Annotated in this window: 26 protein-coding genes and 1 pseudogene; 8 read left to right on the forward strand and 19 right to left on the reverse strand. The window is 67.6% G+C overall.

Features of this window, described 5'->3' with window-relative positions; genetic code table 11:
- From IM632_RS14135 to lgt, 9 genes and pseudogenes are all read right to left on the reverse strand, one after another.
- A pseudogene (locus IM632_RS14135) lies at positions 1-152 on the reverse strand (aminoacyl-tRNA hydrolase); the annotation flags it as partial.
- 16 nt (positions 153-168) lie between these two features.
- Entirely contained in the window at positions 169-768 is a 600-nt protein-coding gene (locus tag IM632_RS14140) for a 50S ribosomal protein L25/general stress protein Ctc (protein WP_296502477.1), read from the reverse strand.
- Positions 769-900: 132 nt separating this feature from the next.
- Entirely contained in the window at positions 901-1,923 is a 1,023-nt protein-coding gene (locus tag IM632_RS14145; protein WP_296483408.1) for a hypothetical protein, read from the reverse strand.
- Positions 1,924-2,333: 410 nt separating this feature from the next.
- Positions 2,334-2,789, reverse strand: a complete 456-nt coding sequence (locus IM632_RS14510) for an NUDIX domain-containing protein (RefSeq protein ID WP_363278824.1) — start codon at positions 2,787-2,789, stop codon at positions 2,334-2,336.
- An 86-nt stretch (positions 2,790-2,875) separates the two neighbouring features.
- Positions 2,876-3,064 carry a hypothetical protein gene (locus IM632_RS14150; protein ID WP_296483405.1) on the reverse strand — a complete coding sequence of 63 codons (189 nt, stop codon included), beginning with the start codon at positions 3,062-3,064 and terminating at the stop codon, positions 2,876-2,878.
- 187 nt (positions 3,065-3,251) lie between these two features.
- Entirely contained in the window at positions 3,252-4,187 is a 936-nt protein-coding gene (locus tag IM632_RS14155) for a ribose-phosphate pyrophosphokinase (protein ID WP_293512950.1), read from the reverse strand.
- 84 nt (positions 4,188-4,271) lie between these two features.
- Entirely contained in the window at positions 4,272-5,048 is a 777-nt protein-coding gene (gene pgeF / locus IM632_RS14160; protein WP_296521594.1) for a peptidoglycan editing factor PgeF, read from the reverse strand.
- Positions 5,045-6,106 (reverse strand): SAM-dependent methyltransferase, encoded by a 1,062-nt coding sequence (locus tag IM632_RS14165; protein ID WP_296483400.1) that lies wholly within the window; start codon positions 6,104-6,106, stop codon positions 5,045-5,047. Before IM632_RS14165 ends, pgeF begins: the two co-directional genes overlap by 4 nt.
- The gene (gene lgt / locus IM632_RS14170; RefSeq protein WP_296483481.1) at positions 6,103-6,921 is read right to left on the reverse strand and encodes a prolipoprotein diacylglyceryl transferase; all 819 of its coding nucleotides are present in this window, start codon (positions 6,919-6,921) and stop codon (positions 6,103-6,105) included. Before lgt ends, IM632_RS14165 begins: the two co-directional genes overlap by 4 nt.
- Before the next feature lie 88 nt (positions 6,922-7,009).
- Between lgt and IM632_RS14175 the strand changes: the two genes are divergently transcribed.
- From IM632_RS14175 to proC, 3 genes are all read left to right on the forward strand, one after another.
- Entirely contained in the window at positions 7,010-7,264 is a 255-nt protein-coding gene (locus IM632_RS14175) for an accessory factor UbiK family protein (protein ID WP_296483396.1), read from the forward strand.
- Between the two features lie 125 nt (positions 7,265-7,389).
- The gene (locus IM632_RS14180) at positions 7,390-7,893 is read left to right on the forward strand and encodes a YbjN domain-containing protein (RefSeq protein WP_296483392.1); all 504 of its coding nucleotides are present in this window, start codon (positions 7,390-7,392) and stop codon (positions 7,891-7,893) included.
- 63 nt (positions 7,894-7,956) lie between these two features.
- A complete protein-coding gene (gene proC / locus IM632_RS14185; protein ID WP_296483389.1) occupies positions 7,957-8,751 on the forward strand; it encodes a pyrroline-5-carboxylate reductase in 795 nt (264 codons plus the stop codon).
- Here the strand turns inward: proC and IM632_RS14190 are convergent.
- Genes IM632_RS14190 through IM632_RS14200 form a run of 3 tightly spaced genes read right to left on the reverse strand, consistent with a single transcriptional unit; the run spans position 8,748 to position 11,295 of the window.
- Positions 8,748-9,182 (reverse strand): DUF2147 domain-containing protein, encoded by a 435-nt coding sequence (locus IM632_RS14190; RefSeq protein ID WP_296483387.1) that lies wholly within the window; start codon positions 9,180-9,182, stop codon positions 8,748-8,750. The two genes, proC and IM632_RS14190, sit on opposite strands and share 4 nt — an antisense overlap.
- 44 nt (positions 9,183-9,226) lie before the next feature.
- On the reverse strand, positions 9,227-10,588 hold the full coding sequence (locus IM632_RS14195; RefSeq protein WP_296483380.1) for an ATP-binding protein: 1,362 nt from the start codon (positions 10,586-10,588) through the stop codon (positions 9,227-9,229).
- Positions 10,588-11,295, reverse strand: coding sequence for a response regulator transcription factor (locus tag IM632_RS14200; RefSeq protein WP_296483377.1), 708 nt, complete (start codon positions 11,293-11,295; stop codon positions 10,588-10,590). Before IM632_RS14200 ends, IM632_RS14195 begins: the two co-directional genes overlap by 1 nt.
- A 94-nt stretch (positions 11,296-11,389) precedes the next feature.
- On the opposite strand from IM632_RS14200, the gene IM632_RS14205 reads away from it, so the two are divergent.
- Positions 11,390-12,268, forward strand: a complete 879-nt coding sequence (locus tag IM632_RS14205) for a branched-chain amino acid aminotransferase (RefSeq protein ID WP_296483375.1) — start codon at positions 11,390-11,392, stop codon at positions 12,266-12,268.
- 7 nt (positions 12,269-12,275) lie between these two features.
- Here the strand turns inward: IM632_RS14205 and IM632_RS14210 are convergent, their stop codons facing one another.
- Both IM632_RS14210 and IM632_RS14215 read right to left on the reverse strand, forming a co-directional pair.
- Positions 12,276-13,349 carry a DUF2336 domain-containing protein gene (locus tag IM632_RS14210; RefSeq protein ID WP_296483372.1) on the reverse strand — a complete coding sequence of 358 codons (1,074 nt, stop codon included), beginning with the start codon at positions 13,347-13,349 and terminating at the stop codon, positions 12,276-12,278.
- A gap of 469 nt (positions 13,350-13,818) precedes the next feature.
- A complete protein-coding gene (locus IM632_RS14215) occupies positions 13,819-14,364 on the reverse strand; it encodes a nuclear transport factor 2 family protein (RefSeq protein WP_296483369.1) in 546 nt (181 codons plus the stop codon).
- 109 nt (positions 14,365-14,473) lie between these two features.
- Here IM632_RS14215 and IM632_RS14220 point away from each other — a divergent pair, with 109 nt between their 5' ends.
- Both IM632_RS14220 and IM632_RS14225 read left to right on the forward strand, forming a co-directional pair.
- A complete protein-coding gene (locus IM632_RS14220) occupies positions 14,474-14,968 on the forward strand; it encodes a DUF2975 domain-containing protein (protein ID WP_293516263.1) in 495 nt (164 codons plus the stop codon).
- 3 nt (positions 14,969-14,971) lie between these two features.
- Positions 14,972-15,187, forward strand: coding sequence for a helix-turn-helix transcriptional regulator (locus tag IM632_RS14225; RefSeq protein ID WP_293537368.1), 216 nt, complete (start codon positions 14,972-14,974; stop codon positions 15,185-15,187).
- Between the two features lie 99 nt (positions 15,188-15,286).
- Here the strand turns inward: IM632_RS14225 and IM632_RS14515 are convergent, their stop codons facing one another.
- The 5 genes from IM632_RS14515 to IM632_RS14245 all read right to left on the reverse strand — a co-directional run bounded on the left by IM632_RS14515 (position 15,287) and on the right by IM632_RS14245 (position 20,948).
- Complete coding sequence (locus IM632_RS14515; RefSeq protein WP_363278828.1) at positions 15,287-15,835, reverse strand: NUDIX hydrolase; 549 nt, start codon at positions 15,833-15,835, stop codon at positions 15,287-15,289.
- Positions 15,836-16,121: 286 nt separating this feature from the next.
- Complete coding sequence (locus IM632_RS14230) at positions 16,122-16,889, reverse strand: ABC transporter permease (protein ID WP_296518396.1); 768 nt, start codon at positions 16,887-16,889, stop codon at positions 16,122-16,124.
- Positions 16,886-17,635: an ABC transporter ATP-binding protein gene (locus IM632_RS14235; RefSeq protein ID WP_293514156.1), complete on the reverse strand. Its 750-nt coding sequence runs from the start codon at positions 17,633-17,635 to the stop codon at positions 16,886-16,888. The genes IM632_RS14230 and IM632_RS14235 overlap by 4 nt, the downstream gene beginning before the upstream one ends.
- A 3-nt stretch (positions 17,636-17,638) precedes the next feature.
- On the reverse strand, positions 17,639-18,649 hold the full coding sequence (locus IM632_RS14240) for an ABC transporter substrate-binding protein (protein ID WP_296483359.1): 1,011 nt from the start codon (positions 18,647-18,649) through the stop codon (positions 17,639-17,641).
- Between the two features lie 493 nt (positions 18,650-19,142).
- Complete coding sequence (locus tag IM632_RS14245; RefSeq protein WP_296504172.1) at positions 19,143-20,948, reverse strand: ABC-F family ATP-binding cassette domain-containing protein; 1,806 nt, start codon at positions 20,946-20,948, stop codon at positions 19,143-19,145.
- A 78-nt stretch (positions 20,949-21,026) separates the two neighbouring features.
- Between IM632_RS14245 and IM632_RS14250 the strand changes: the two genes are divergently transcribed.
- Together IM632_RS14250 and IM632_RS14255 are read left to right on the forward strand one after the other, a co-directional pair.
- The gene (locus tag IM632_RS14250; protein ID WP_296483355.1) at positions 21,027-21,491 is read left to right on the forward strand and encodes a YcgN family cysteine cluster protein; all 465 of its coding nucleotides are present in this window, start codon (positions 21,027-21,029) and stop codon (positions 21,489-21,491) included.
- A gap of 105 nt (positions 21,492-21,596) precedes the next feature.
- Positions 21,597-21,999: J domain-containing protein (locus IM632_RS14255; protein WP_296552512.1), on the forward strand; the 403-nt coding region annotated here is incomplete at its 3' end.

Genomic DNA, 21,999 nt, shown 5'->3' on the forward strand with positions numbered 1-21,999 from the left:
ATCGCCCCCTCGCGGGCCAGGCCCTGGAAGCGGCTGCGCTCAGGCCCGAAGCCCCAACGCGCCGCAATGGCGTCCACTGCCCGGAAGCCGATATTGTGCCGGTTACCGGCGTAGGCCGGCCCCGGATTGCCCTGGCCGGCCAGAATCAGCATGGGTCGGCGTCAGGCCCTAGGCCTCGGCGCCTTCTGCGTTGGCGGCGGAGGCGGCCGCAGCCGACCCGGCCACTGTGGCGACCACCAGGTTGCCCGAGGCCGCCGCTGTGACGCCGTCGGGTAGCTTCAGCGAGCTGATACGGATGGTCTCGCCGATGTCCAGGCCCGTCAGGTCGTGGATGATCTCTTCGGGGATATGGTCGGCCGGGCAGCTCAGTTCGACCTCATGCAGGACAACGTTGAGCGTGCCGCCGCGCTTCAGGCCGGGAGAGGCGTCAGCATTGCGGAAGTGAACGGGAACGGCGATCCGGATCTGCTGGTGCTCATCGACGCGGTAGAGGTCGAAGTGCCAGGGTTCGTCCGTGACCGGGTGCATGTCGACGGCCTTGGCGATGACCGGCTGGGTCTCCTCGCCATACTTGAGCGTGACCAGGTGGCCGAGCAGCTTGCCGGTGTAGAGCGCCTTGCGGAACTCGTTGGATTTCACGGCGATGGCCACGGGGTCCTTGGCTCCGCCGTACAGCACGCCGGGGACCTTGCCCTCGCGACGGGTGGCCCGGGCGCCGCCCGTTCCCGTGCGATCGCGGACTTCGACGTTCAGAATGATATCGGCCATGGCCCTGCCTCGAAACGAAACCGCCGCGCGGACGCCGCGCGGCGACGGACGACCCGAAAGGGGTCGAAGGGTGCGGCTAGATACACAAAACGCCGGACCCTTGCAACGCCTCAGCGCCGTCGTGCGTCAGACCTATTTCTTCTTCGGCGCGGTCCGGCGGGTGGGCGCCGGCGCAGGCTTCAGCGGACGCACGGTCGGGACGAAACGGGCCTCATAGGGCTCCGGCAGGCCCGCCGCCCGGATCACGCATCGGCCGCTGTCCATCATGATGTGCTGGCCGAGGCAGAAGATGTCCTCGTAGTAGGGCTTGGACACGGCCAGGCACTGGTTGAGGTTGAGCTTGGTCATGCGCGCGCAGCTGCCGATGTTCGGGTCCTGCATCACGGCGCTGACGGTATCATTTCGAAGGGCTCCGGCCTGGCCGAGCACGGCCATGGCCGCCACGGCCACCGACCGGACCACGGTCTGGGTGTAGGGTGGCGACACAGGGCCGCCGGGGGGGCGTCTGCCCGCCGCATGCGCCCTCAACTCCGCCTCGCCGAGATCGCTGTCGAACTGTACGGCGGAGAGAGACTTGGCGTTCGCCAGGCGACCGGTCCGGTTGGCGACTTCCTTCTTGGACCAGGCCTGCTTCTGGACATCATAGGCGGCCTGCTTCACGGCCTTGCCGGCGTCGTAAAGGCGCTGGCCGTCCTCGGCCAGGACAAGGGCGACCCGGCTGGCCGCCGAGCTGGACCCGCTGATGGCGAGGACATTGTAGGGGTTCGCCGCCAGGCTCTCGGCCAGCTGCTGACGCTGGACCTCACCGATGGCCTGGGCCCGGACTCCGGCGACGAAGGCGGGATCCTCAAGGGCGACGATCGCGCCATAGCCAATAATCCCCTGCATGATCTGTCCGGACTCGATGGCGCTGCCGGCTTCCACCGACTTCGCCACCATCGAGCCGTCCACAAAGGCCGGAGAGATGGCGGAGGTGCGGTCGATGAAGTTTCTGTAGGCCCCCGCCTGGTCCACGATCCGGGCGCCCACCGTGACCTCGGGCGGCTTGCTCGGGGCGACGCTCAGGGCCGGCTTCTCGGGTCCACAGGCCGCCAGGATCAGCCCGGTGAAGGCGATGGTGGTCAGTCGGGATCGGGTGGAAATCTGTCGGAACATGTGATGGCGCTCCCCGGGGCTCCCGCGGCGGGTATTGCGGATATATGGGGCATTATCGCCTGCTTCGAAGGACCGGGCAAACCCGGCGCCTCAGTCTGTGGCGACGCCCCGTTGCCTGGACCGCCGCCATGGGCCAGTTTGCCGTCCTGTTCGGCGACCGCTTCGCACTCTCAGCTCGCTGAGAGCGCGATCAATGACCCAAAACGCCGCTTACACAGAACATCGGACACTCCCCCGCGGCGAGACACACCAGCAGGTCGAAGATCGCCTCGCCGCCCTTCTGCATCCCAACACCTTTGTCGGGCGGGTGAGGGAATCATTTGCAGGGCCTGCTCGGACGAACCACATCGCTCAGGTCGCCTTTTTCCACCTAGCCTCCAAAGTGACACATAGGTGCAAGGCAGGTCAGCTTACACTAGATTTAAGTCGCCCTTCGCAAGCCGCTCCGCGAGCTCCCAAAGCGCGGTGATGTTCGAGTCCCAATGAAGTCTGTCCCGCACAGTATCATGGGAGCCCCAAAGGAATTCCGTGTGCTCGTCAGATAGAGCGATTCCCACGCCAGTGGCATCAACTCCAAAGCAATACTCGGGAATAACGTACCGATGTTCGGTCCAGAACCGATGTGCCGGAAAGTGCCGCACGGATACGCTAGCCATGCTGTCCAAACGACAGTAGGGCGCTGACTGAGGGATCCCTGCTTCCTCCTCCGCCTCACGCTTCGCGGCGACCGGGGGAGCCTCGCCCACTTCGCCCCCTCCTGCGATACCTTGCCAATAATCGGCATCGGAGCGCCGCATCACGCAGAACTCCCAACCTCCAGGTACCTGGCGATAAGGAAGGACGAGAACATTGTAGGGCGCCCGCATCTCAGCTAGGCCTCTTGATAAGCGCAATGGAACAATACGACCTCACGCCAGGAGATCAGCCAGAAGTTGCGCCGCCCGCGCATCGCTCATGGACCTTGGTTCTGGAACGCCGGGCTCTCGTCGCAAAGCATCACGAACGCGTCGCCGATGCGCATTTCGGCGAAAGCCACGACGCCGTCGGGCATTTGCAGAATTCGCCCGGGGACAGCGCCGAAGGCCTGTGCGTACCAGTCGAACGCGGTCATGACGCCCGCGATCGTCAAATAGGGCGTCACGGCGGTGTACCCTCCTTGGCGCTTTCCCACGACCGCTAGCCTCTCTCTGCAACACTGGGCCATCGCGCGGCGACAACACTTTGTCCCCGCCCGGCGCGCGTGGCCGCGAAGGTCAAATCTTACATTTGAGGCTGCACGAAGGGAAATTCGTCGTGTCATTGACACTCGCTTGCGACAACCCGGGGCCTCAGTCGAACAGCTTGGAGACGGATTCCTCGTTGGCGATCCTGCGGACGGCTTCGCCGATCAGGGCCGCACAGGACACCATGCGGATCTTCGAAGCCCCGGCCACCTGGGAGGTCGCCTCGATGGAGTCGGTGATCACCAGTTCCTTCAGGACCGAGTTCTGGACCCTCTCATAAGCCGCTCCGGACAGCACGCCGTGGGTGACGTAGGCCGAAACCTCCACCGCCCCGGCGTCGATCAGGGACTGGGCGGCGTTGCAGAGGGTGCCTGCAGAATCGACGATGTCGTCAAAAAGGATCAGGCGGCGGCCGTCGACGTCGCCGATGATGTTGGCGACCTCGCTCTTTCCTGGCCCTGATCGGCGCTTGTCCACAATCGCCAGTTCCGCGTTGAGGCGGCTGGCCACAGCCAGGGCTCGCACAACGCCGCCAACGTCGGGCGACACGATCAGCAACTCTTCGGTCTTCTGGTAGTGGGCCTTGATGTCGCTGGCCATCAGGGGGGCGGAAACCAGATTATCCGTGGGGATGTCGAAGAAACCCTGAATCTGGCCTGAGTGCAGGTCCATCGTCAGGACCCTGTCGGCCCCGGCCCGGGTGATGAGGTTGGCCACAAGTTTGGCGGAGATGGGCGTCCGGCCGCCGGTCTTGCGGTCCTGCCGGGCGTAACCGAAGTAGGGCATGACCGCCGTGATCCGCCGCGCCGACGCCCGCTTCAGGGCGTCGATGCAGATCAGCAGCTCCATGAGATTGTCATTGGCGGGGTAGCTGGTGGACTGGATGACGAAAACATCCTCGCCGCGGACATTCTCGTCGATGGCGACGAAGATTTCGTTGTCTGCGAAGCGCTTCACCTGCGCCCGGGTCAGGGGCAGGTCCAGGTGGGCGGCGACGGCCTCCGCCAGGGTCCTGTTGGAGTTGCCAGCCAGCAGCTTCATCGGGACTCTCCGCCTCACCTCGCCCTTCGGCGCTTGTAGGCAGGGAGGGTGAAGGGGGCAAGGCCCGGCGTCCCGAAATCGGGTTCAGACCAGGGTTATGGCGGACAGGAGCCTGCCGAAATCGGCCTCGCCACGGTGGAGGGCCCTCCGGTTGGAGAAGAAACGCCCGGCGTCGGCGTAGGTGTCGGCGCCGATCCATTCGGCGTGGACCACGCCCGAACGCCTCAGGCGGGCCAGAGCGTAGGCGGGAAGGTCGAAGCGCAGGCGGTCCCCGTCGCCAGCGCCGAAGAAGGCTTTGCTCTCCGGGTTTTCGGCGACGATCTGGTCGCGGAACTCCGGCCCGACCTCGTAGGATTCGGGGCCGATGCAGGGGCCGATCACGGCGAGGATCCGGTCCGGCCGGGCGCCCAGTCCGGCCATGGCGGCGACGCCGGCCTCAAGAACGCCGCACAGGGCTCCGCGCCACCCGGCGTGGACGGCGCTGACCACACGGGCCTCGGGATCGGCCATCAGCACCGGGGCGCAGTCCGCGGCCAGGGCGCCGCAAAGGACGCCGGGGGTCCGCGTCGCCACGCCATCGCCTTCGGGGCGGTTTTCGCCGAAGGGCCCGTCGGTGGTGTGAACAATGGCGGAATGCACCTGGTAGGCGATGGAAAGGCTGGAAGCGGGAAGGCCGAGGGTCGCTGCCGCGCGGGACTGGTTTTCGGCGACGGCGGCCGGGTCGTCGCCGGATCCCCGACCCAGGTTGAGGCTGGCGTAGATTCCTTTCGAAACGCCCCCCCTGCGAGTGAAGAAGGCGTGGCGGACGCCGGGGACCTCCAGCCTTGGCGAGGTCAGGAACTCGACGGCGGTTGCAGTCATGGCGGAGCTCCGAAACCCGGCGGATGAAGGCCAGGGGAGTGCAGGGCGGCGGCCAGGAAGAGCTCGCCCATCTGGTCGGGGGCGGTCAACCGCTCCACCTGGCGCTCAAGCCGGGCGGCGTCCCGGGGGTGGATCCGGGCCAGGGCGGCGGCCCGGGCCCCGAGGCCCAGGGCCTGAAGGAAGCGGCCCTGAAACACCGGCCCGGCCGTCTCGATTCCCTCCCGCCGGGCGGCGGCCAGCACGGCCGGGAAGTCGGCGTGGACCGTGAGGTCCGCCCGCCCCGGGTGAGCAAGGGGATCCTCCCGGACATGCCCTCGCAGGGCTTGAAGAGTATCGCCCAGTCCAGCCTCCGCCCGGCCATAGTCAACAAGGAGGGCGGCGCCCCCTTCGGCGGCGATCCGGGCCCCGATTGCCGATCCCAGAGCCTCCTGGGCCGGGGAGTGTTCGAGGACGGCGCCTTCCCGGGCCGGAGCCGCCGCGAACGTGATCCGGGGCGCCGGCGCCAGGCCGAAGACCAGCCGATCGCCCTCCAGCCCGATACGCCTCTCCTTCCAGGCGCCTCCGCGCCATTCCCACTGGCGGGCGGGAAGGCAGTCCAGGACCTCGTTGCCGACCAGCAGGAGAGGCGCGCCCGCAGGAACATCTTCCAACCGGTCCGCGTGGATCGGGGCCGGGCCCAGCCGGCGCCTCTGGAGTTCCCGGAACGGGCCGGAGGGCTCCACCAGCCAGATCTCGGCGGCCTCCAGGAACCCGACCTCAAGGCGGGCGGCGCGAAGGAGGTCGGACATCAGGGTCCCGTCGCCCGGTCCCAGCTCCACCAACCGGACAGGGGCGGGCCGGCCCATCTGGCGCCAGAGCTCGACCATCCAGAGGCCGATGAGCTCGCCGAACATCTGGCTGACGACGGGCGCAGTGATGAAGTCGCCCTCTGCGCCCAGGGCCGGCCGGGTGGCGTAGTAACCGTCCGTAGGATCATGCAGGCACAGGTGCATGTACTCGGCCACGCTGATCGGGCCGCCGGTGCGGATTCGGTCGGCGATCCGCGCTGCGAGGCTCACCTGGGGCTGGCGTCCGGACCGGCGGCGAGGCCGCGGCGGACCAGCCAGGCGCCAAACAGCACCATAGGCAGGCTGAGGATCATCCCCATCGTCAGTCCAAGGGGAAAGGCGGGCATGTAGAAGTCGGGCTCCCGGACGGTCTCGACCAGGATCCTGAACAGGCCGTAGCCTGCGAAGAAGAGTCCGGCCGTCACCCCGGGCCGGGACAGGAGCCCCGCCCTGTGGGTCGCCCACCGCAGGATCAGGAACAGGACAACGCCCTCGAGGGCGGCCTCGTAGAGCTGGCTGGGATGCCGCGGCTCGGGACCGGCGGCGGGGAAGACCATGGCCCAGGGCAGGTTCGTGGGTCGCCCCCAGAGCTCACCGTTGATGAAGTTGGCGATCCGCCCGAGGAAGAGGCCGATGGGAACCACGGCGCACACCATGTCGCCAAGGGAGAAGATATCCAGGGCCCGCCGGCGGACGAACATGCCGACCGCCACCAACACCCCCAGGCAGCCGCCATGGAAGCTCATGCCGCCGTTCCAGACCCTGAAGACCCCCAGCGGGTCAGTGACCAGGATTGCCGGTGTGTAGAAGAAGACGTGGCCCAGCCTTCCTCCCACGATGATCCCCAGGGTGATCCACAGGACGAGGTCCTCCAACGCCGCTTTGTCCACAGGCGGCGCACGGCTTCCCCACAGGCTCGGACGGCTGATCATGGCGCCTGCGTAACGCCAGGCGGCGAGGATGCCGAAGATGTAGGCCAGGGCGTACCACCGTATGGCCAGGGGCCCGATCTGGATCAGAACGGGATCAATCTGCGGGAAAGGCAGGGCCAAGGCGGGTCTCCGTGTCACTACGGACCCATGGTCTAGCCGAGAACCCCTTCGCTTTCACCTCCGAAGGGCCCATATTCGGCGCATGCAGACACAGAACCCCTTCCTCGACGAAATGGCCCGCCTGACCAACGCCGCCATGGGCCTCGCCCAGAGTGCGGGCGATGAGGCCAAGGCCGCCTTCCGCGCCCAGGCTGATCGCTGGGTGGCGGAACTGGACCTGGTCCGTCGCGATGAGCTGGACGCCCTCCGCGCTGAGGTCGTCGCCCTCCGTGAGGAGGTTGCGAGCCTTCGTTCAGCGCCTCGGGCCCGCGCTCCCCGCAAGCCTGCGGCAAAATGATCCACAGGTCCCGGGCTGATTGCCGCCGATAAGGGGTGAATCCCGCTGTAGGGAATCTCTCGATCCGGATTAGCCTGTCCTCAAGAGATCGACGATTCGAGCTCAGCGAGGAGGCTTTCAGCCGCATGGAATCTCCCCTGTCCGAGGACGAGGGCCTGTTCAGCCAGGACCCCCTGGACGTGGTCGAACATGTCCTCGAGGCCGAGAACCTGCAGTTCGACAGGACGGAGTGCGGCGACGTCGCCTTCACTCTGTCGGGCGGTTGGCGGGACTTCGGCCTCTGCTTCACCTGGCGCCCTGACGTCGACTGCCTCCAGGTGAGCCTGTCCCTCGACATGTGCGCCCCCGACAGCCTCCGCGGGCAGGTGTTTGAACTTCTCGCCGGGGTCAACGCCCGGGCGTCCCTGGGTCTGTTCGAAATGCGGGACGACGGCGAAATCCTGTTCCGCTTTGGAACGCCCCTCCTTCCCGGCGAATACCCGGGTCTCGGTCAGACCGCCGGGATGATCGACGTGGCCATGGAGGCTGCCGAGCGCTTTTTCCCGGCTTTCGACTTTCTGATCCGATGCGGCAAGCCGCCGGCCGAAGCCCTCGCCGCCTGCATGTTCGAGACGGTTGGCGTGGCCTGAGCCGGCGGTCCCGGGTTCCCCTTTCGCGGCGCGCGCACTAATGGAGCGGAAGAGGAGGCGGCCATGACCCCTGTTCTGATGCTTGGCGCCGGTCGCCTGGGCGGCGCCCTCATTGAGGGCTGGAGCCGCTTTGGCGGCCCGTCGGCCGCGGACCTGATGATCCTTGATCCGTCGCCCTCCGATGCGGCCCGCGCCGCAGGGCGGGCCGGCGCCCTTCTGTCTCCCGGTCCGGCGGATCTGGCCCGCGTCGGTACGGTTTTCCTCGCCGTAAAGCCCCAGGTCTGGCGACAGGCGGCGGCGACCATCGCCGGAGACCTCAATCGCGACGCTGTGATCATTTCGGTCGCCGCCGGCGTCTGCGCCGGCGATATCTCAGAAGCCTTCGGGGGACGTCCGGTCGCCAGGGTCATGCCGACCACCGCAGTAGCGGTGGGCCGGGGTGTCGCCAGCCTCTTCGCCCCCGACCCAGAGGCGGGCCGTCGCGCCCGCGCTCTTTTCGGTCCGGTCGCCACCGTTGTGGATCTCCCCAGGGAAGACCTGCTGCACGCCGCCACCGGGGTCTCAGGTTCGGCGCCGGCCTATTTCTACGCCTTCGTGGAGGCCCTGGAGGCGGCGGGCATCACCGCCGGACTGCCGGCCGACGCCGCCCGTGACCTCGCTCGAGCCACCATGGTCGGCGCTGCAGCCCTGCTTGACGCCAGCGGCGAGGACCCTGCCGAACTCCGCCGCCAGGTGACCTCGCCAAACGGCACGACCGAGGCCGCCCTGGAGGTCCTGATGGGCAAGGGCGGGCTGGGTCCTCTGCTGGAGGCCGCCGTCGCCGCCGCGGCGCGCCGTTCGGCTGAGCTTGGGAGTTAGTCCGCCGCGGTCCAGCTCTGAGCTTGGCAGATCACCGAGATGCACCCCTCGACCTTCAGGACGCCGCTCGCGGTGAGGCTGAGCTTGGAGTCGTAGGTCCGTCCGGTGTTCGGGTCATAGATCTTCCCGCCCGCCCAGCGCCCCGGTCCCGCGGGCTTGAAGTCGCGGAGAATCTGGAGCCCGAGGATCGGGCGGCTTCTCAGGGCGGGGTTCGGATTGGCGTCGTCCCGCGCATCAGAGGCAGGTTTCCCATCCTTGCCCCGGCCTGAAATGATAACGCCGCACAGCTTGTCGCCGCAGGGGGCGATACGAACCTTTCCCTGTTTGTCCTGAGTATACCAGACACCAACCGGAGAGGCGCTTGCGAAGGCCGCGCTGGCGGAAAGCGCCAGAGCGATGCTGGCGAGGAAGGCTGTCTTGGAAGGTGTCATGGGAGCTCCAGTCTGACCGTTTGAAGCTACCATCCGCTCTTCCCCTACGTCAATTTACCCAGACCGGGCAGTCTCAGGACTGCGCGCAGGCCGCCGAGGGGCGAGTCTTCCAGCCGTACGTCGCCTCCGTGGCTTCTGGCGGCGTCCCGGGCGATGGCCAGGCCCAGACCGACCCCTTTGGTATTCTGGTTCCGGGACTCATCCAGACGGCTGAAGACCCTGAAGGCTTCCTCGCGCCGTTCCGGGGGAATGCCGGGGCCGTCGTCATCGACCCGGACGCTGATCCCGGATGGCGTGGCCTCGACCGCCACCCGAACCACCTGGCCGTGGGCGGCGGCGTTGCCGATCAGGTTGGCGACGGCCCGCTTGAGGGCGCTGCGCCGCCCGCGGAAGGGAACCGGCGCCGGCGCCGCCACATCCACCTTCGCCCCGGTGCGGCGGGCGCCCTCGGCGGCCTCCCTCACCAGGTCGGCGATGTCCAGATCAATGGCCTGCTCTCCACCCTCTCCCCGCGCAAAGGCCAGGTACTCGTCGATCATGTGCTCCATTTCCGAGAGATCCTGCTTCATGGCCTGTGTGGCCGGGCCGGGTTCGGCGAGGGCAAGCTCAAGCCGCAGGCGGGTCAGTGGGGTGCGCAGATCGTGGCTCACCGAGGCCAGAAGGGCCGTCCTTTGCTCGATGTGCCGCTGGATGCGGGCCTTCATGGCCAGGAAGGCCTGAGCGGCCTGGCGGACCTCGCGGGCGCCATGGGGCTTGAATGCGGGCGCGTCCCGACCCCGACCGAAGTCCTCCGCCGCCTGGGCGAGGCGTTCGATGGCCCGGACCTGGTTGCGGATGAAAAGCAGGGAGACCCCCGTCAGGATGAGGGTTGCCGCCGCCATCCAGCCGAGGAAGATCAGGCCTTGCGTGGCGACCGCCCTCTCCTTGGGCGCAAGGATCCGGAGGACCCCGCCTTGGACCCTGACCCGGATGTCGACGTAGGCCGGGTAGCGGGTGGTGTCGAACCAGAAGGGCGCGTCGATCCGCGCGGCCAGGGCCTGCCGAAGGGAGGAATCCACCGCCGCCAGGGCGTTGCGGCGGCGGGTTTCCGGCAGGGGCCTGTCCGGCTGAAAGGCGATGGACAGGCTCATGGACCTTTCCGCACGACCGGCCGTGCGCGCCAATCCCGACGGGGTCGGGTCGTCCTGGTAGCTCTCCAGCGCCCAGGCGATGTCGCCGGCGAGGCCCTCTGAAAGCCTCATGGTCACCGTCCGCCAGTGGGCGTCGAAAAAGACCCAGGCCACCGCCAGCTGCATGAGGGCGACCGGCAGGACGATAATCAGAAAGGTGCGCCCATAGAGGGTGGTCGGGAGGCTGCGCTTGATCAGCCGTCGCCAGGCGTCCGGGGCTGGACCGAAGCGGGCCATCAGTCGGGCGCCAGCAGATAGCCGATCCCGCGTACGGTCTGCAGGTAGCGCGGAGAACGGGGGTCGGTCTCGATCTTGCGTCTCAGACGCGTGACCTGGATGTCGATCGCCCGGCCGGAGGGGTCGACATCGGGCTGGATCAGATCACGGCGCTCGACCGCTTCGTGCGGGCTCTGGGCCAGCCGCCGAAGGAGGCTGACCTCGGCCTCGGTGAGACGGACGGGGCGTCCGTCGCGGATCAGTTCGCCCCTTCCCGGGTCGAAGATGCAGGGACCCAGGCTGAGACCCGATCCCCCGTTGGCCGGCCCCTCCGCCGCCCGTCTGAGAATGGCCTCGATGCGCAGGACCAGCTCCTCGGGTTCAAAGGGCTTGGCCAGATAGTCGTCGGCGCCCCGCCTGAGGCCTTCGATGCGATCCCCGGGTTCCCCCCGCGCGGTCAGCATGAGGACGGGCAGGCGGCCCGTTCGTCCGGGGCGGCCCCTCAGCCACGCAATCAGGGACAGGCCGTCCTCGCCCGGCATCATAACGTCCAGCACGGCAAGGTCGAAGTCGAGGGCTTCCAGGAGCTGGCGGGCCGGCGACGCGCCCGCAGCCACAGTGACCCTGAAGCCCGACCGGGTGAGGAAGGTCTTCAGCAACTCCCGGATCCGGTCGTCGTCATCGACCACAAGCAGGTGGCGCGGGCTGGCGGGCGCGGATGTCGTCATGGCGCGGACCTCCCGGGCCCGGGCAGGTTAACCCATTGACGCCGGACCTTCCCGGGGCTGTAAGGAACGACCTGCGAAAGGAGAAACACTTCCAATGTCAATTGTTCCCTTTGACGACCGCGATGGATGGATCTGGCTGGACGGCCAGTTTACGCCCTGGCGCGAGGCGAAGGTGCACGTACTGACACATGGTCTCCACTACGCCTCCGCCGTATTCGAGGGTGAGCGCATGTACGGCGGAGAGATCTTCAAGCTCCGCGAGCATACCGAGCGGCTGTTCAAGTCGGCGGAAATCCTGGATTTCGAGATCCCGTTCACGGTGGACGAGATCGACCAGGCCTGCAAGGACGCTTGCGCCCGCAACGGTCTGGAGGACGCCTACATCCGGCCAATCGCCTGGAGGGGCTCGGAGATGATCGGGGTCTCGGCCCAGAACACCCGGATTCATGTCGCCGTCGCCGTCTGGGACTGGCCGTCCTACTTCTCCCCCGAACAGAAGGCTCAGGGCATCCGGCTCTGCTGGGCGAAGTACCGCCGGCCCTCGCCGGATACTGAGCCGGTGCACGCCAAGGCCACCGGCCTCTACATGATCTGCACCCTGTCCAAGCACGCCGCCGAGAAGGCGGGCTATACCGACGCGATGATGCTCGACTATCGCGGTTATGTGGCGGAGAGCACGGGCTCGAACGTCTTCTTCGTGCAGGACGGAGCGCTCATCACGCCGACACCGGACTGCTTTCTGAACGGTCTGACCCGTCAGACCGTGATCGCCCTGGCGCGCGCCAAGGGATTTGACGTGATCGAGCGCCACATCCGACCCGAGGAGCTTTCCAACTTCTCGGAGTGTTTTGTCGTGGGTTCGGCTGCGGAGGTGACGCCGGTTGCCGAGATCGGGGAGTACACATTCAAGCCTGGGAACATTTCCCTGAGCCTGATGGACGATTACGCCCGCCTGGTTCGCCGGCAGGCCTGACCCAGGATCAGTTCTGCGGGCCGCCCCAGAACTTCACTGTCCTGCGGGCGACCTCCCGGGGCAGGGCGTCGTAGATTTCCCCGTACTCCCGGGCCCGTCCCATGGGGTTGTTCTCGCGTCCGAGCACGAGGACGGCGAGGGTAATGAAGATCGCCCGGTCGAAGCTGGCCGCCTTGCAGATGATCGACAGGGCGTCCAGCTCTCGTCGCTCGTGGATGTTGCGGGCGGTCTCGAACTCCACCCCGGCGAGGCGTGAGATCGCGATCAGGTAAGCCGTGGTGTCCCCGCTTCGAAGGAAGCCGACCAGGGAGCTGGGACTGATGCCGCCCCGGACCTCGGCGGCCTTGACGGTCTTTTGCGCCCGGGCGAAGTCCTCCGGCAGGGGCCTCTTCCGGGTCGCGACCCGTTCCCGGCTCTGCCGCAGAAGCTCGTCGAGCTCCTCTGGCTTGATCTGGGCGTTCCGCTGAAGGATCGCGGTGCGCAAGCGCTCCTCCACCACGAAATACATTTCGTTCAGCAGGTCGACCGGAAGCTTGGCGTAACGGACCACGGCGCCTTGCAGAGCGGGATGCGCCATCGCCCTGTCCACCAGGCGCTCATGAGCCTCTCGCGACAGGTTGGCGGAGGCGTTCGCGAGCAACACCTCCAGGGTGCTCTCCTCGGCACGCTCGACGATCATGTTCGAAACACTGACCGGGAGGTTCGCCCGGCGGGAGAGGGCCATAAGGTGCGCTTCGCTGCGCGTCCGAGCCACTTCGATCAGGTCCGCCTCGGCGACGGACCGCGAGAGCTGGAGGATCGGGCTGGCCACGTCGATGGTCTCATCAAGGGCAAGGGAGCGGATCAGGCCCACCAGCGGAGTTCTCGCCAGAGCCATCCGGTTGGCCAGCTCCGCCCGCACCTTGCTTTCCATCTCCTGGGCCAGCTGGTTCAGGATGTCGTCGAACAGGCCCAGCGCCGGATCATCCGATCGCGGGCTGAACTGGAAGTACATGTCCGCCACCCGGTGCATGAGTTCGCGTCTGCGTTCGCCGGACCTATCCCGGGCCAGTTCCATAAGCTCTGCGGCGCTATGCTTCATACGCGGGTCACCTTCGACGGGCGGTTCTGCGGCCTACAACGGGACTTCTCCCCCGACCATACATCTTACCCACGGCTCTGTTAACTGGCGCCTAACGGCCGCGTCACCAGCGCAGGCCCGTGCTCTCGAGGCGTTCCAGGCCGGCGTGAACGGCGACGCCCATCACCGCCAGGACCCGCAGGGCGGCGATCATCCGGTCGATCTGGAGCTTGTTCCCGGCGTCCCTGAAAACGGCTGTGCGCCAGGCGACTTCGAGGAGCAGGGCGTTTAGGGGTGAACCCTTTCGAGCGATGTCGAAACGCTCATGGGGCCGGTGGCTCCGTCTAGGGACCCGCTTCGATGTTCAGGGTGCTCCTCTCCGGTTCGGTGGAAACCCAAGCCAGCTCTCAGGGCCTGGAGAGGAGCGTCGGACAAGCTAGGCCCGCCGAGTTCATTCGCAGGTGTTCAGGCGCGGGTCGGGGAGCCGCGTTCACTTCAGGTGGTCGAGCGGCATCGGCGCCACGTTCTGCAGATTGTACGAGAAGAGCAGGTTTACGATCCGCCAACCGCTGTCGCCCTTGATCATCTGCCAGCTTTCCGCGCCCCAGTTGGTCACCTTGTCGTTCTCCGTGAAGGCGTAGCGGAAGGTCACTGTCGCAAGCTGTCCGTCGCTGACGATCATCGGCGGACCGAACCGCTCGGCAAGCGCTGAGCCCTTCACCTCCGGGGCGCCGATGATTTGGTAAGCCCCCTGGTCTTCAAGCGCCGCAACAGGGGCTTTCGTCGCCTTCTCGATCCACGCGCGGGAAGAGGGATGCCCGGTCGCACGCCAGCTGATTGTGTTCGCATGGAAGACAGACTTGAGCGCATCAAGATCCTGCGCGCGGATCGCTGCGTCGAAACGTTTGATGACGTCACCAATTTCGGCGGAGTCGCTCTGCGCCTGGGTAGCCGCAGGTACGGGTTGGGCGTTCACCGCGCCTGACGGGGCCAATGCCAGCAGGAAGAAACTTCCCGCGACGATGAGTTCACGCATTTTGCTCTCCTCTTCTGCGCACCTGTGCGTGACCCTTGACGCGGGGCGCGACAGGCATTCAATCTTCCTTTCAACAAACTTTTATTGTTTTACAGAAAGGGATGTCAAGATGGAAAAGGCTCAATGGCCCGGCGCACCGACGGTGCGGCGGGTTCGAAGGATTGTGCAGGGCCTCGCGCTCATCCTTGTCGCACTCTTTCTCGCGATGTGGCTAAAGCCCTCCAACCCCGTCATTGAAGTCCTCCGCGCCGATCCGGGCGGAAACCCGTGGGTTGACGCTGCGATGCTTATCGGGGCGTTGGGCCTGTTTGGCGCCCTGCTGCAGCTCGAACGCGTGCTCGGCGCGCTCGAACGCGGCTTTCCCTTCACCCGCAAGATCGTGACGGGTTTCTATCGCTTTGCGGCGCTGGCGAGCGGATCGATGTTCATCGTCGTCGCGGCGCCGACCCTGGGATCGCTGACGAGTTTGGTTCCGCACGGGGTGGCCATCACCCTGAGGATGCTCGATGTCCTTCTCCTGGTGATTTGCTTATCCTTCTTCGCCGTCGCCGCGCTGATCGCCGAGGCGGTGCGGATCGACCGCGACAACCGTTCGATCGTCTGACGTATGCCTATTGTCGTGCGACTCGACGTGATGCTGGCCCGGCGAAAGGTGCGGTCCCGCGAATTGGCGGCTTATGTCGGCATCACGGAGGCCAATCTTTCCCTGCTTAAGTCAGGGCACGTAAAGGGCATCCGCTTCGCCACACTCGCTGCGATCTGCAAACATCTTGATTGCCAGCCGGGCGATCTGCTCGAATTCGTCGATACCGACGAGGTTTGACCGCTCCCACGTCAATGATGGGACCTGCGAGCGGCGGAGAGAGGCGTCCCCTGCTGGTGTAAGAATATCGTCTGCTTTGCCGCCTCGCATAACATCAGATCATGCGCAGGGTGTGCGTCGATCAATCGCGGCCCGAAGAAGAACCCGTTGGTCTGGCCGCACTTTGGAGAGGGCCGCCTGGATGCTGATCAGTCTGGAACTCGTCTCCCACCCATCCCTGACGATCGCGGCGCGCCGAAAGGCGCCAGCCTCTACAACGAACAACGACTGGATGAAGGATGGATATGGATATGGATAACCAGGTGGACAGGGCGTGAGATGTTCGAACGCCAGATGGCCTATCCTGGTCGCGGCTGCGACCGAGTATCCAGTCTCCTCCGCAATCTCCCGACGCAGGGTCCGCTGTTCATCCTCGCTAGTCTCCCGGCGTCCTCCGGGCATCACATGGAAGGATCCATCGGGATCTGTCACCATCACCACTTTACCTCTTTGGAAGACGACACCTCGCACCGACGTGAGCAGTGCATCAGGTGGAGGAGTATCCGAAAGCACGAGCTGCAGCTGGAGACGTGAAGCGCCCCAATCTACTGTCGTGCTGAAAATGACGCGCGGCTCAGAGGAGGGCGCGGTCGCACGCACTTCCCTCATGCGAAAGCAAATCCTGTAGCATGATCCGTCGGGTCCAAAGGCGTCACCCCGGTTCCCAGTGGGGCGGGCTCGCGACAGGCTTCAGTGACATCTGGGCTCGCAGTCGCTCAGCGTGCGGACGCCTCGGCGGCTTCCCCTGCGACCGTCGCGCAGTCGAGTGGGCATACCTGGGGCCTGCGGGAATATCCATCTTGGTCGTTGCAGCGCCCCAATGTAGGACTTGGCCCATAAAGAACCCTTCAAGCCTGAAGGTAAAACAGCATCACCAGAGAGCAGAATCAAACACTTAACGTCCGCGCCACCATCTCAGGCCCGCGCGCTCCAGGCGCTCCAGGCCGGCGTGAACGGCCACTCCCATCACCGCCAGCACCACCAGGGCGGCGATCATCCGGTCGGTCTGGAGCTTGTTCCCGGCGTCCAGGATCTGCCAGGCGAGGCCGCGTACGCCGCCGGATCCGGCGGCGAACTCCGCTACGACCGCACCGATGATGGCCAGTCCCGCGCCGACCTTCAGCCCCTCCATCAGGAAGGGAACTGCGGCGGGAAGGCGGAGGCGCATCACCCTCTGCAGGCGATTGGCCCCGTAAAGGTCAAACAGGCGCTCGAGGTCCGGGTCCGCAGACCGCAGCCCCGTCACCGCGCCGGAGAAGATGGGGAAGAAGGCCACCAGCACGGCGAGGGCGATGACCGCCCGCTCCGGGTGGTCGATCCCGGCCCAGATCAGGATCAGCGGGGCGACCGCCACGACCGGGGTCACCTGCAGGGCCGAAGCGAGAGGGCGGACGGCCCGCTCAATGAGCGGGCTTAGCCCGACAAGGATGGCGAGGGCAAGCGCGCAGGCCGCCGCCAGCGCCAGGGCGACAAGCGCCACGGAGAGGGTGTTCCAGGCGGCCGGAACCAGGACCGGCAGGCCCTCCGCGGCCGCCACGGCCACCTGCGACGGAGGCGGCAGGAAGTAGGCCGGCACGCCAGTCATGCGACAGGCCAGCTCCCAGGCCCCGAGGAGAAGCAGGATCAGCCCCAGCGGCGCAAGGGCGTCCGTCAGCCGGTTCATGGTCCGGCCTCCGCCCCCCGGGCCAGCAGGGCCGAGATCGTCTCCGCCGCCTCTGTGAAGACAGGCCAGGTCCGAAAGCCCGGCGGCCGGGGCAGGGGCGCCTCCACCCGGACCTCCCCGGCGATGCGACCGGGCCCCCGGGTCAGCACCACGATGCGTTCAGCCATGTAGGCCGCTTCCTCGACATTGTGGGTGACGAAGACGATGGCCGGACGGGTCTGGGACCAGAGGGCCAGGACGTCGTCGGCCAGGGTCCGCCGGGTGATCTCGTCAAGGGCGGCGAAGGGCTCGTCCAGCATCAGCAGACGGGGGCGGGTCACCAAAGCCCGGGCGAGGGAGGCGCGCATGGCCATCCCACCCGAGAGCTGGGCCGGGCGTGAGCCTTCGGTCCCCGCAAGGCCGACCCTGGCCAGGGCCTCGGCCGCCTGGCTCCGGGCCTCCGCCTTCGGCGTCCCCGCCAGCTCCAGGGGCAGGGCGACATTGGCGCCGGCGCTCATCCAGGGGGCGAGGGTCGGGGCCTGGAAGACGACGGAGGTCTCTCCCCGCCCGGCGGCCCGGCGCACCTGGCCGCGACTGGCCGGCTCCAGTCCTGCGAGGAGACGCAGGGCGGTGGACTTGCCGCAGCCCGAGGGGCCGACCAGGGCGATGATTTCGCCCTCCGCCACGGTCAGGGAGATCGGGCCCAGCGCGCGACCCCGCCCGCGATAGTCGACCTCGACGTCCTCAAGGGCGGCGGCGATGCTCACCGCCTACTTCCCCGCCGCCGGCCGGACGAAGTCGAGCGTGTAGGCCTTGGTGTAGTCGAGGCCCTTCGGATAGACGCCCTGGGTGATGGCCATCTCGGCGAAGGCCTTCCATCGGGCGTCCGTCATGACCCCGACCCCGCCGCCGGCGGCGTCCCCGCCCTCGACGAGGGCGTACTGGCGCATCTTCTCCCGGGCCTGGTCGAGCACGTCCTGGGTCATCTCCGGGTTGTCCTTGAGGATCAGGGCGTCGCCGGGCTTGGGGTCACCTGTAAGGTAGGACTTCCATCCCGCCGCGCTCGCCTCCACGAAGGCGCGGACCCGGGCCGGGTCCTTGTCGATCAGGGACTGGGGAAAGAGGATCATGGCCGCATAGGAAGGATAGCCGTTGTCCGCCAGCAGGAAGACCTTGGGCTTCAGGCCGGCGGTCTTCTCGATCGTGTAGGGCTCGCTGGTCAGGTAGCCCTGCTGGGCCACCGACTTGTCCGACAGGAATGGGGCGGCGTTGAAGGTGTACTTGCGGATCTGGGCGTCCTCGAACCCGTACTTCGACTTCAGCCAGACCCAGAAGGCGGTGACGGAAGCGTCGGAAAGCAGGATCGGCCGCCCCTTCAGGTCTTCGATCCGCTCTATCCCCTGGTCCGGGTGAGCGATGAGGACCTGCGGGTCCTTCTGCATCATGGCCGCGACGGCCTTCACGGGCGCGCCCTGGTTGGCCAGGTTGAGGGCGATGAAGCTGTTGGACCCCATCCCCGCCTCCACCGCGCCCGCGGCCAGCAGCTGGGGGACGTTCACCCCGGGCCCGCCCTGGATGATCTGCACCTTCAGGCCGCGCTTCTCGTACTCGCCGGTGGCGAGGGCCTGGTAGAAGCCGCCCTGCTCGGCCTGGGCGCGCCAGTCGGTGGCGAAACGGATCACACCGGCGTCCGCACCTCCCGTCCCGGCGGCCTTCGGCGGGGAGCAGGCCCAGACCAGGCCCGCGATGGCCAGGATGGCGATTGTCCGGATGAACTTCATGGTGCGGCCTCCGGGCGTGGGATCGTCCCCGGCAAACTAGGCGCCTTTCAGGGGAAGGCAACCGCGAAGGTCCCCTTTCGCAAAGGGCCCACGGCAAGAGGGCGACGCACCGGTCGCCCGGTCCGCCGCCCTCTTTCAGATCCGTTGGGAGATCTGAGTCCCGAGGCGGGTCGGCTGAGGTCCTGCAGGTCGCCCCGCAGGTTCCGCCGCGCCCGGAACCGCGATCCTGAGCCTCCCGCAGGGTCGCCCCCGCCGTCCGCTCCGATCCGGCCCTCCCACCCGGCGCCGTCCGGGTCGCCCCTTCCGTTCACCGCGCGTCGCCTCTCGACGTCCCCACGCTCTCACCGGCCCGCCCGCCCGGCAAGGCCTCCTGATCCGCTGCGCGTGGGCGAGGGGGTGGACAGGCTGTGAGCGAACTGTGGAAGTTCGGTGGATGACGCGAATTTCGGAAGCGAATCCAGTTCGTGGCCGATCTCCACAGGAACCCTGAGGGTCAGCCGCCGGAGGCCAGGCTGGCCTTGAGCTCCTCCAGTTCCAGCCACTCGGTCTCGGCCGTCTCCAGGCGGGAGCGAGCCGCCTCAAGCTCCGCGGTCAGGCCTTCGAAGGCGCCGGGGTCGCGGCGGTATAAGCCGGAATCCGAAAGACGCAACTCCAGGTCCCGGATCTGCTCCGGCAGGCTGGCGACCAGCGCCTCGGCCGCCTCCAGCCGCCTCTGGTCGCGATAGGACAGCTTTCCCGGCCGCGCCGCTGCAGGCGCCGAGCCGGCGGCCGGCGCGGCCTTGCGCGGACCGGCCGCAGTGCGGGCGGGCGGACCCAGGAAGCCCGGGTTCTGGGCTTCGAAGTCCTTCCACCCGCCGGGGGTCTCTACGATGTCGCCCCGGCCGTTCAGGGCGATGGTCGAGGTCGCCAGCCGGTCGATGAAGTCCCGGTCGTGGCTGACCAGAAGCAGGGTCCCGGCATATTCGGAGAGCGCGTCCTCAAGGAGGTCCAGGGTGTCCATGTCGAGGTCGTTGGTCGGCTCGTCCAGCACCAGCAGGTTGGACGGAGCGGCCAGGACCCGCGCCAGCAGGAGGCGGTTGCGCTCGCCGCCGGACAGGCTGCGCACCGGCTGGCGCAGCTGCGCCTCGGTGAACAGGAAGGACTTGGCGTAGGCCGCCACGTGCCAGGGCTTGCCGCCCACCAGGATCTGGTCGCCGCCCAGCGGGGCGAGGACGTCCCGCATTGTCATGTCCGGCTTCAGCTCGGCCCGGCTCTGGTCCAGGTAGGCCACCTCCAGTCCGGTTCCCAGCTTCACGCTGCCGGAATCCGGCTCCAGCTGGCCCACCAGCATGCGGACCAGGGTGGTCTTGCCCGCCCCGTTTGGCCCCACAATCGCGACCCGGTCGCCCTTCTGGATACGGGTGGAGAAGTCGCGGATCACGGTCCGGCCGCCCCAGGCCTTGGAGATCCGCCGGACCTCCGCCACCCGCTGACCCGAGCCCTCCGCAGCGACCGCCTCCAGGCTCATCTGGCCCCGGACGTCGCGCAGGCGTTCGGCGCGGGCCGCCCGCAACTCAAGGAGGGCGCGCCGTCGCCCTTCGTTGCGGGCCCGGCGGGCGGTCACGCCGCGCTGCATCCAGTGCTCTTCCTGCTCAAGCCGCTTCTGCAGCCGGCGGGCGTCCTCGGCCTCGGCGGCGGCGATGCCCTCGGCCCAGGCCTCGAAGTGCGAGAAGCCGCGGTCCAGCCGGCGCACGCGGCGTCCCTCCAGCCAAAAGCAGCGGTCCGACACCCGCTCCAGAAAGGCCCGGTCGTGGCTGACCAGCAGGACGGCCGCCCGGCTGGCCGCGATCTCCGACTCCAGGGTGGCGATGGCCGGGATGTCGAGGTGGTTGGTCGGCTCGTCCAGCAGCAGGACGTCGGCGTCCCGGGCGAAGGCGGCGGCCAGGGCGGCGCGCCGGACCTCGCCGCCGGAGAGGCCCTCGCTGGACTTTCCGGGGTCGAGGCCAAAGGTCTGCAGGGCGGCGTCGGCCTCGTGCGGTGCGGCGCCGGCGGCGACCACGTGGTCCCGGACGGTCGGGCCGCCGATCACCGGCTCCTGCGGAACCCAGGCGATGCGAAGGCCAGGCGCCAGCGTTCGCTCGCCTTCGTCCGCCTCCACCTCGCCGGCCAGGATGCGCAGGAGCGTGGTCTTGCCCGCTCCGTTGCGTCCGACCAGACAGGCCCGGCAGCGGGGCTCCAGCGCCAGGTCTACGCCATCGAAGAGCATTCGGGGGCCGTCCGCGAGGCGGACCTGCCGAAGGGCGAGGACAGGTGGCTTCATGGCCCCCCTTACCCCCCGGGGCCCCGGCCTCCAACCCCCGGACTGGCGCGGCGTCGGCCCTGGAGCTAGACAGTCGTCATGACCCGGCCCTTCTGGGAAACCACGCCTCTCGACCGGATGACGCCGGAGCAGTGGGAGAGCCTCTGTGACGGCTGCGGTCTGTGCTGCCTCGTCCGGTTCGAAGACGCCGACACGGGCGAGATCATCCCGACCCGGGTGCACTGCCGCCTGCTCGACGCCGCCACCTGCCGCTGCTCGAACTATCCGGACCGCAAGCGGGAGGTGCCGGACTGCATCACCCTGACGCCGGAAATCATCCCCCGTCTGGGCTGGATGCCGCGCTCCTGCGCCTATCGACGCCTCCAGGAGGGCCGGGGGCTGGCGGACTGGCATCCTCTGGTGAGCGGGGATCCCGAGAGCGTCCACCGGGCGGGGGTGTCCGTGCGTGGGCAGACCCTCAGCGAGACGGAGCTGGCGAATGAGGACGACATGGTCGACCACGCCGCGCCCGACCTCCTCGACGAACGCGGTCTGGAGGACTGAGGCCTGATCGTCCCAAGAGTGATATTTGCGCAACACTTGCCCTTGCGGACCTGACGTCGGACCCTAACTCACAGCCAGTAACTCTTCCCTGCTGAGGTGACTCCCGTGGCGCGAGATCCCTACGAGGTCCTCGGCGTTCCGCGTAGCGCCGGGGCCGAAGACATCCGCAAGGCCTTCCGCAAGCTGGCCAAGAAGCACCATCCCGACGCCAACCCGGGCGACAAGGCCGCCGAGGAGAGGTTCAAGCAGGTCAGCGCCGCCTTTGATCTTCTGGGTGACCCGGACAAGCGCCGAAAGTTCGACGGCGGCGAAATCGACGCCGACGGTCGGGAGGTCTTTCGAGGGTTCGGAGGCCCCGGACAGGGGGGTCCCTTCGGCAGCGGCGGCGGTGGCGGCTTTGATGCGACGGACTTCGGCGACATCCTCGGTGAGATGTTCGGACGCAGGGGCGGCCGCGGCGGTCCCCGCGGCGGCGCCGGACCGGGGCCAGGCTTCGCGCCGCGCGGCG

The organism is Phenylobacterium sp. (assembly GCF_020402505.1).
Taxonomy (GTDB): domain Bacteria; phylum Pseudomonadota; class Alphaproteobacteria; order Caulobacterales; family Caulobacteraceae; genus Phenylobacterium.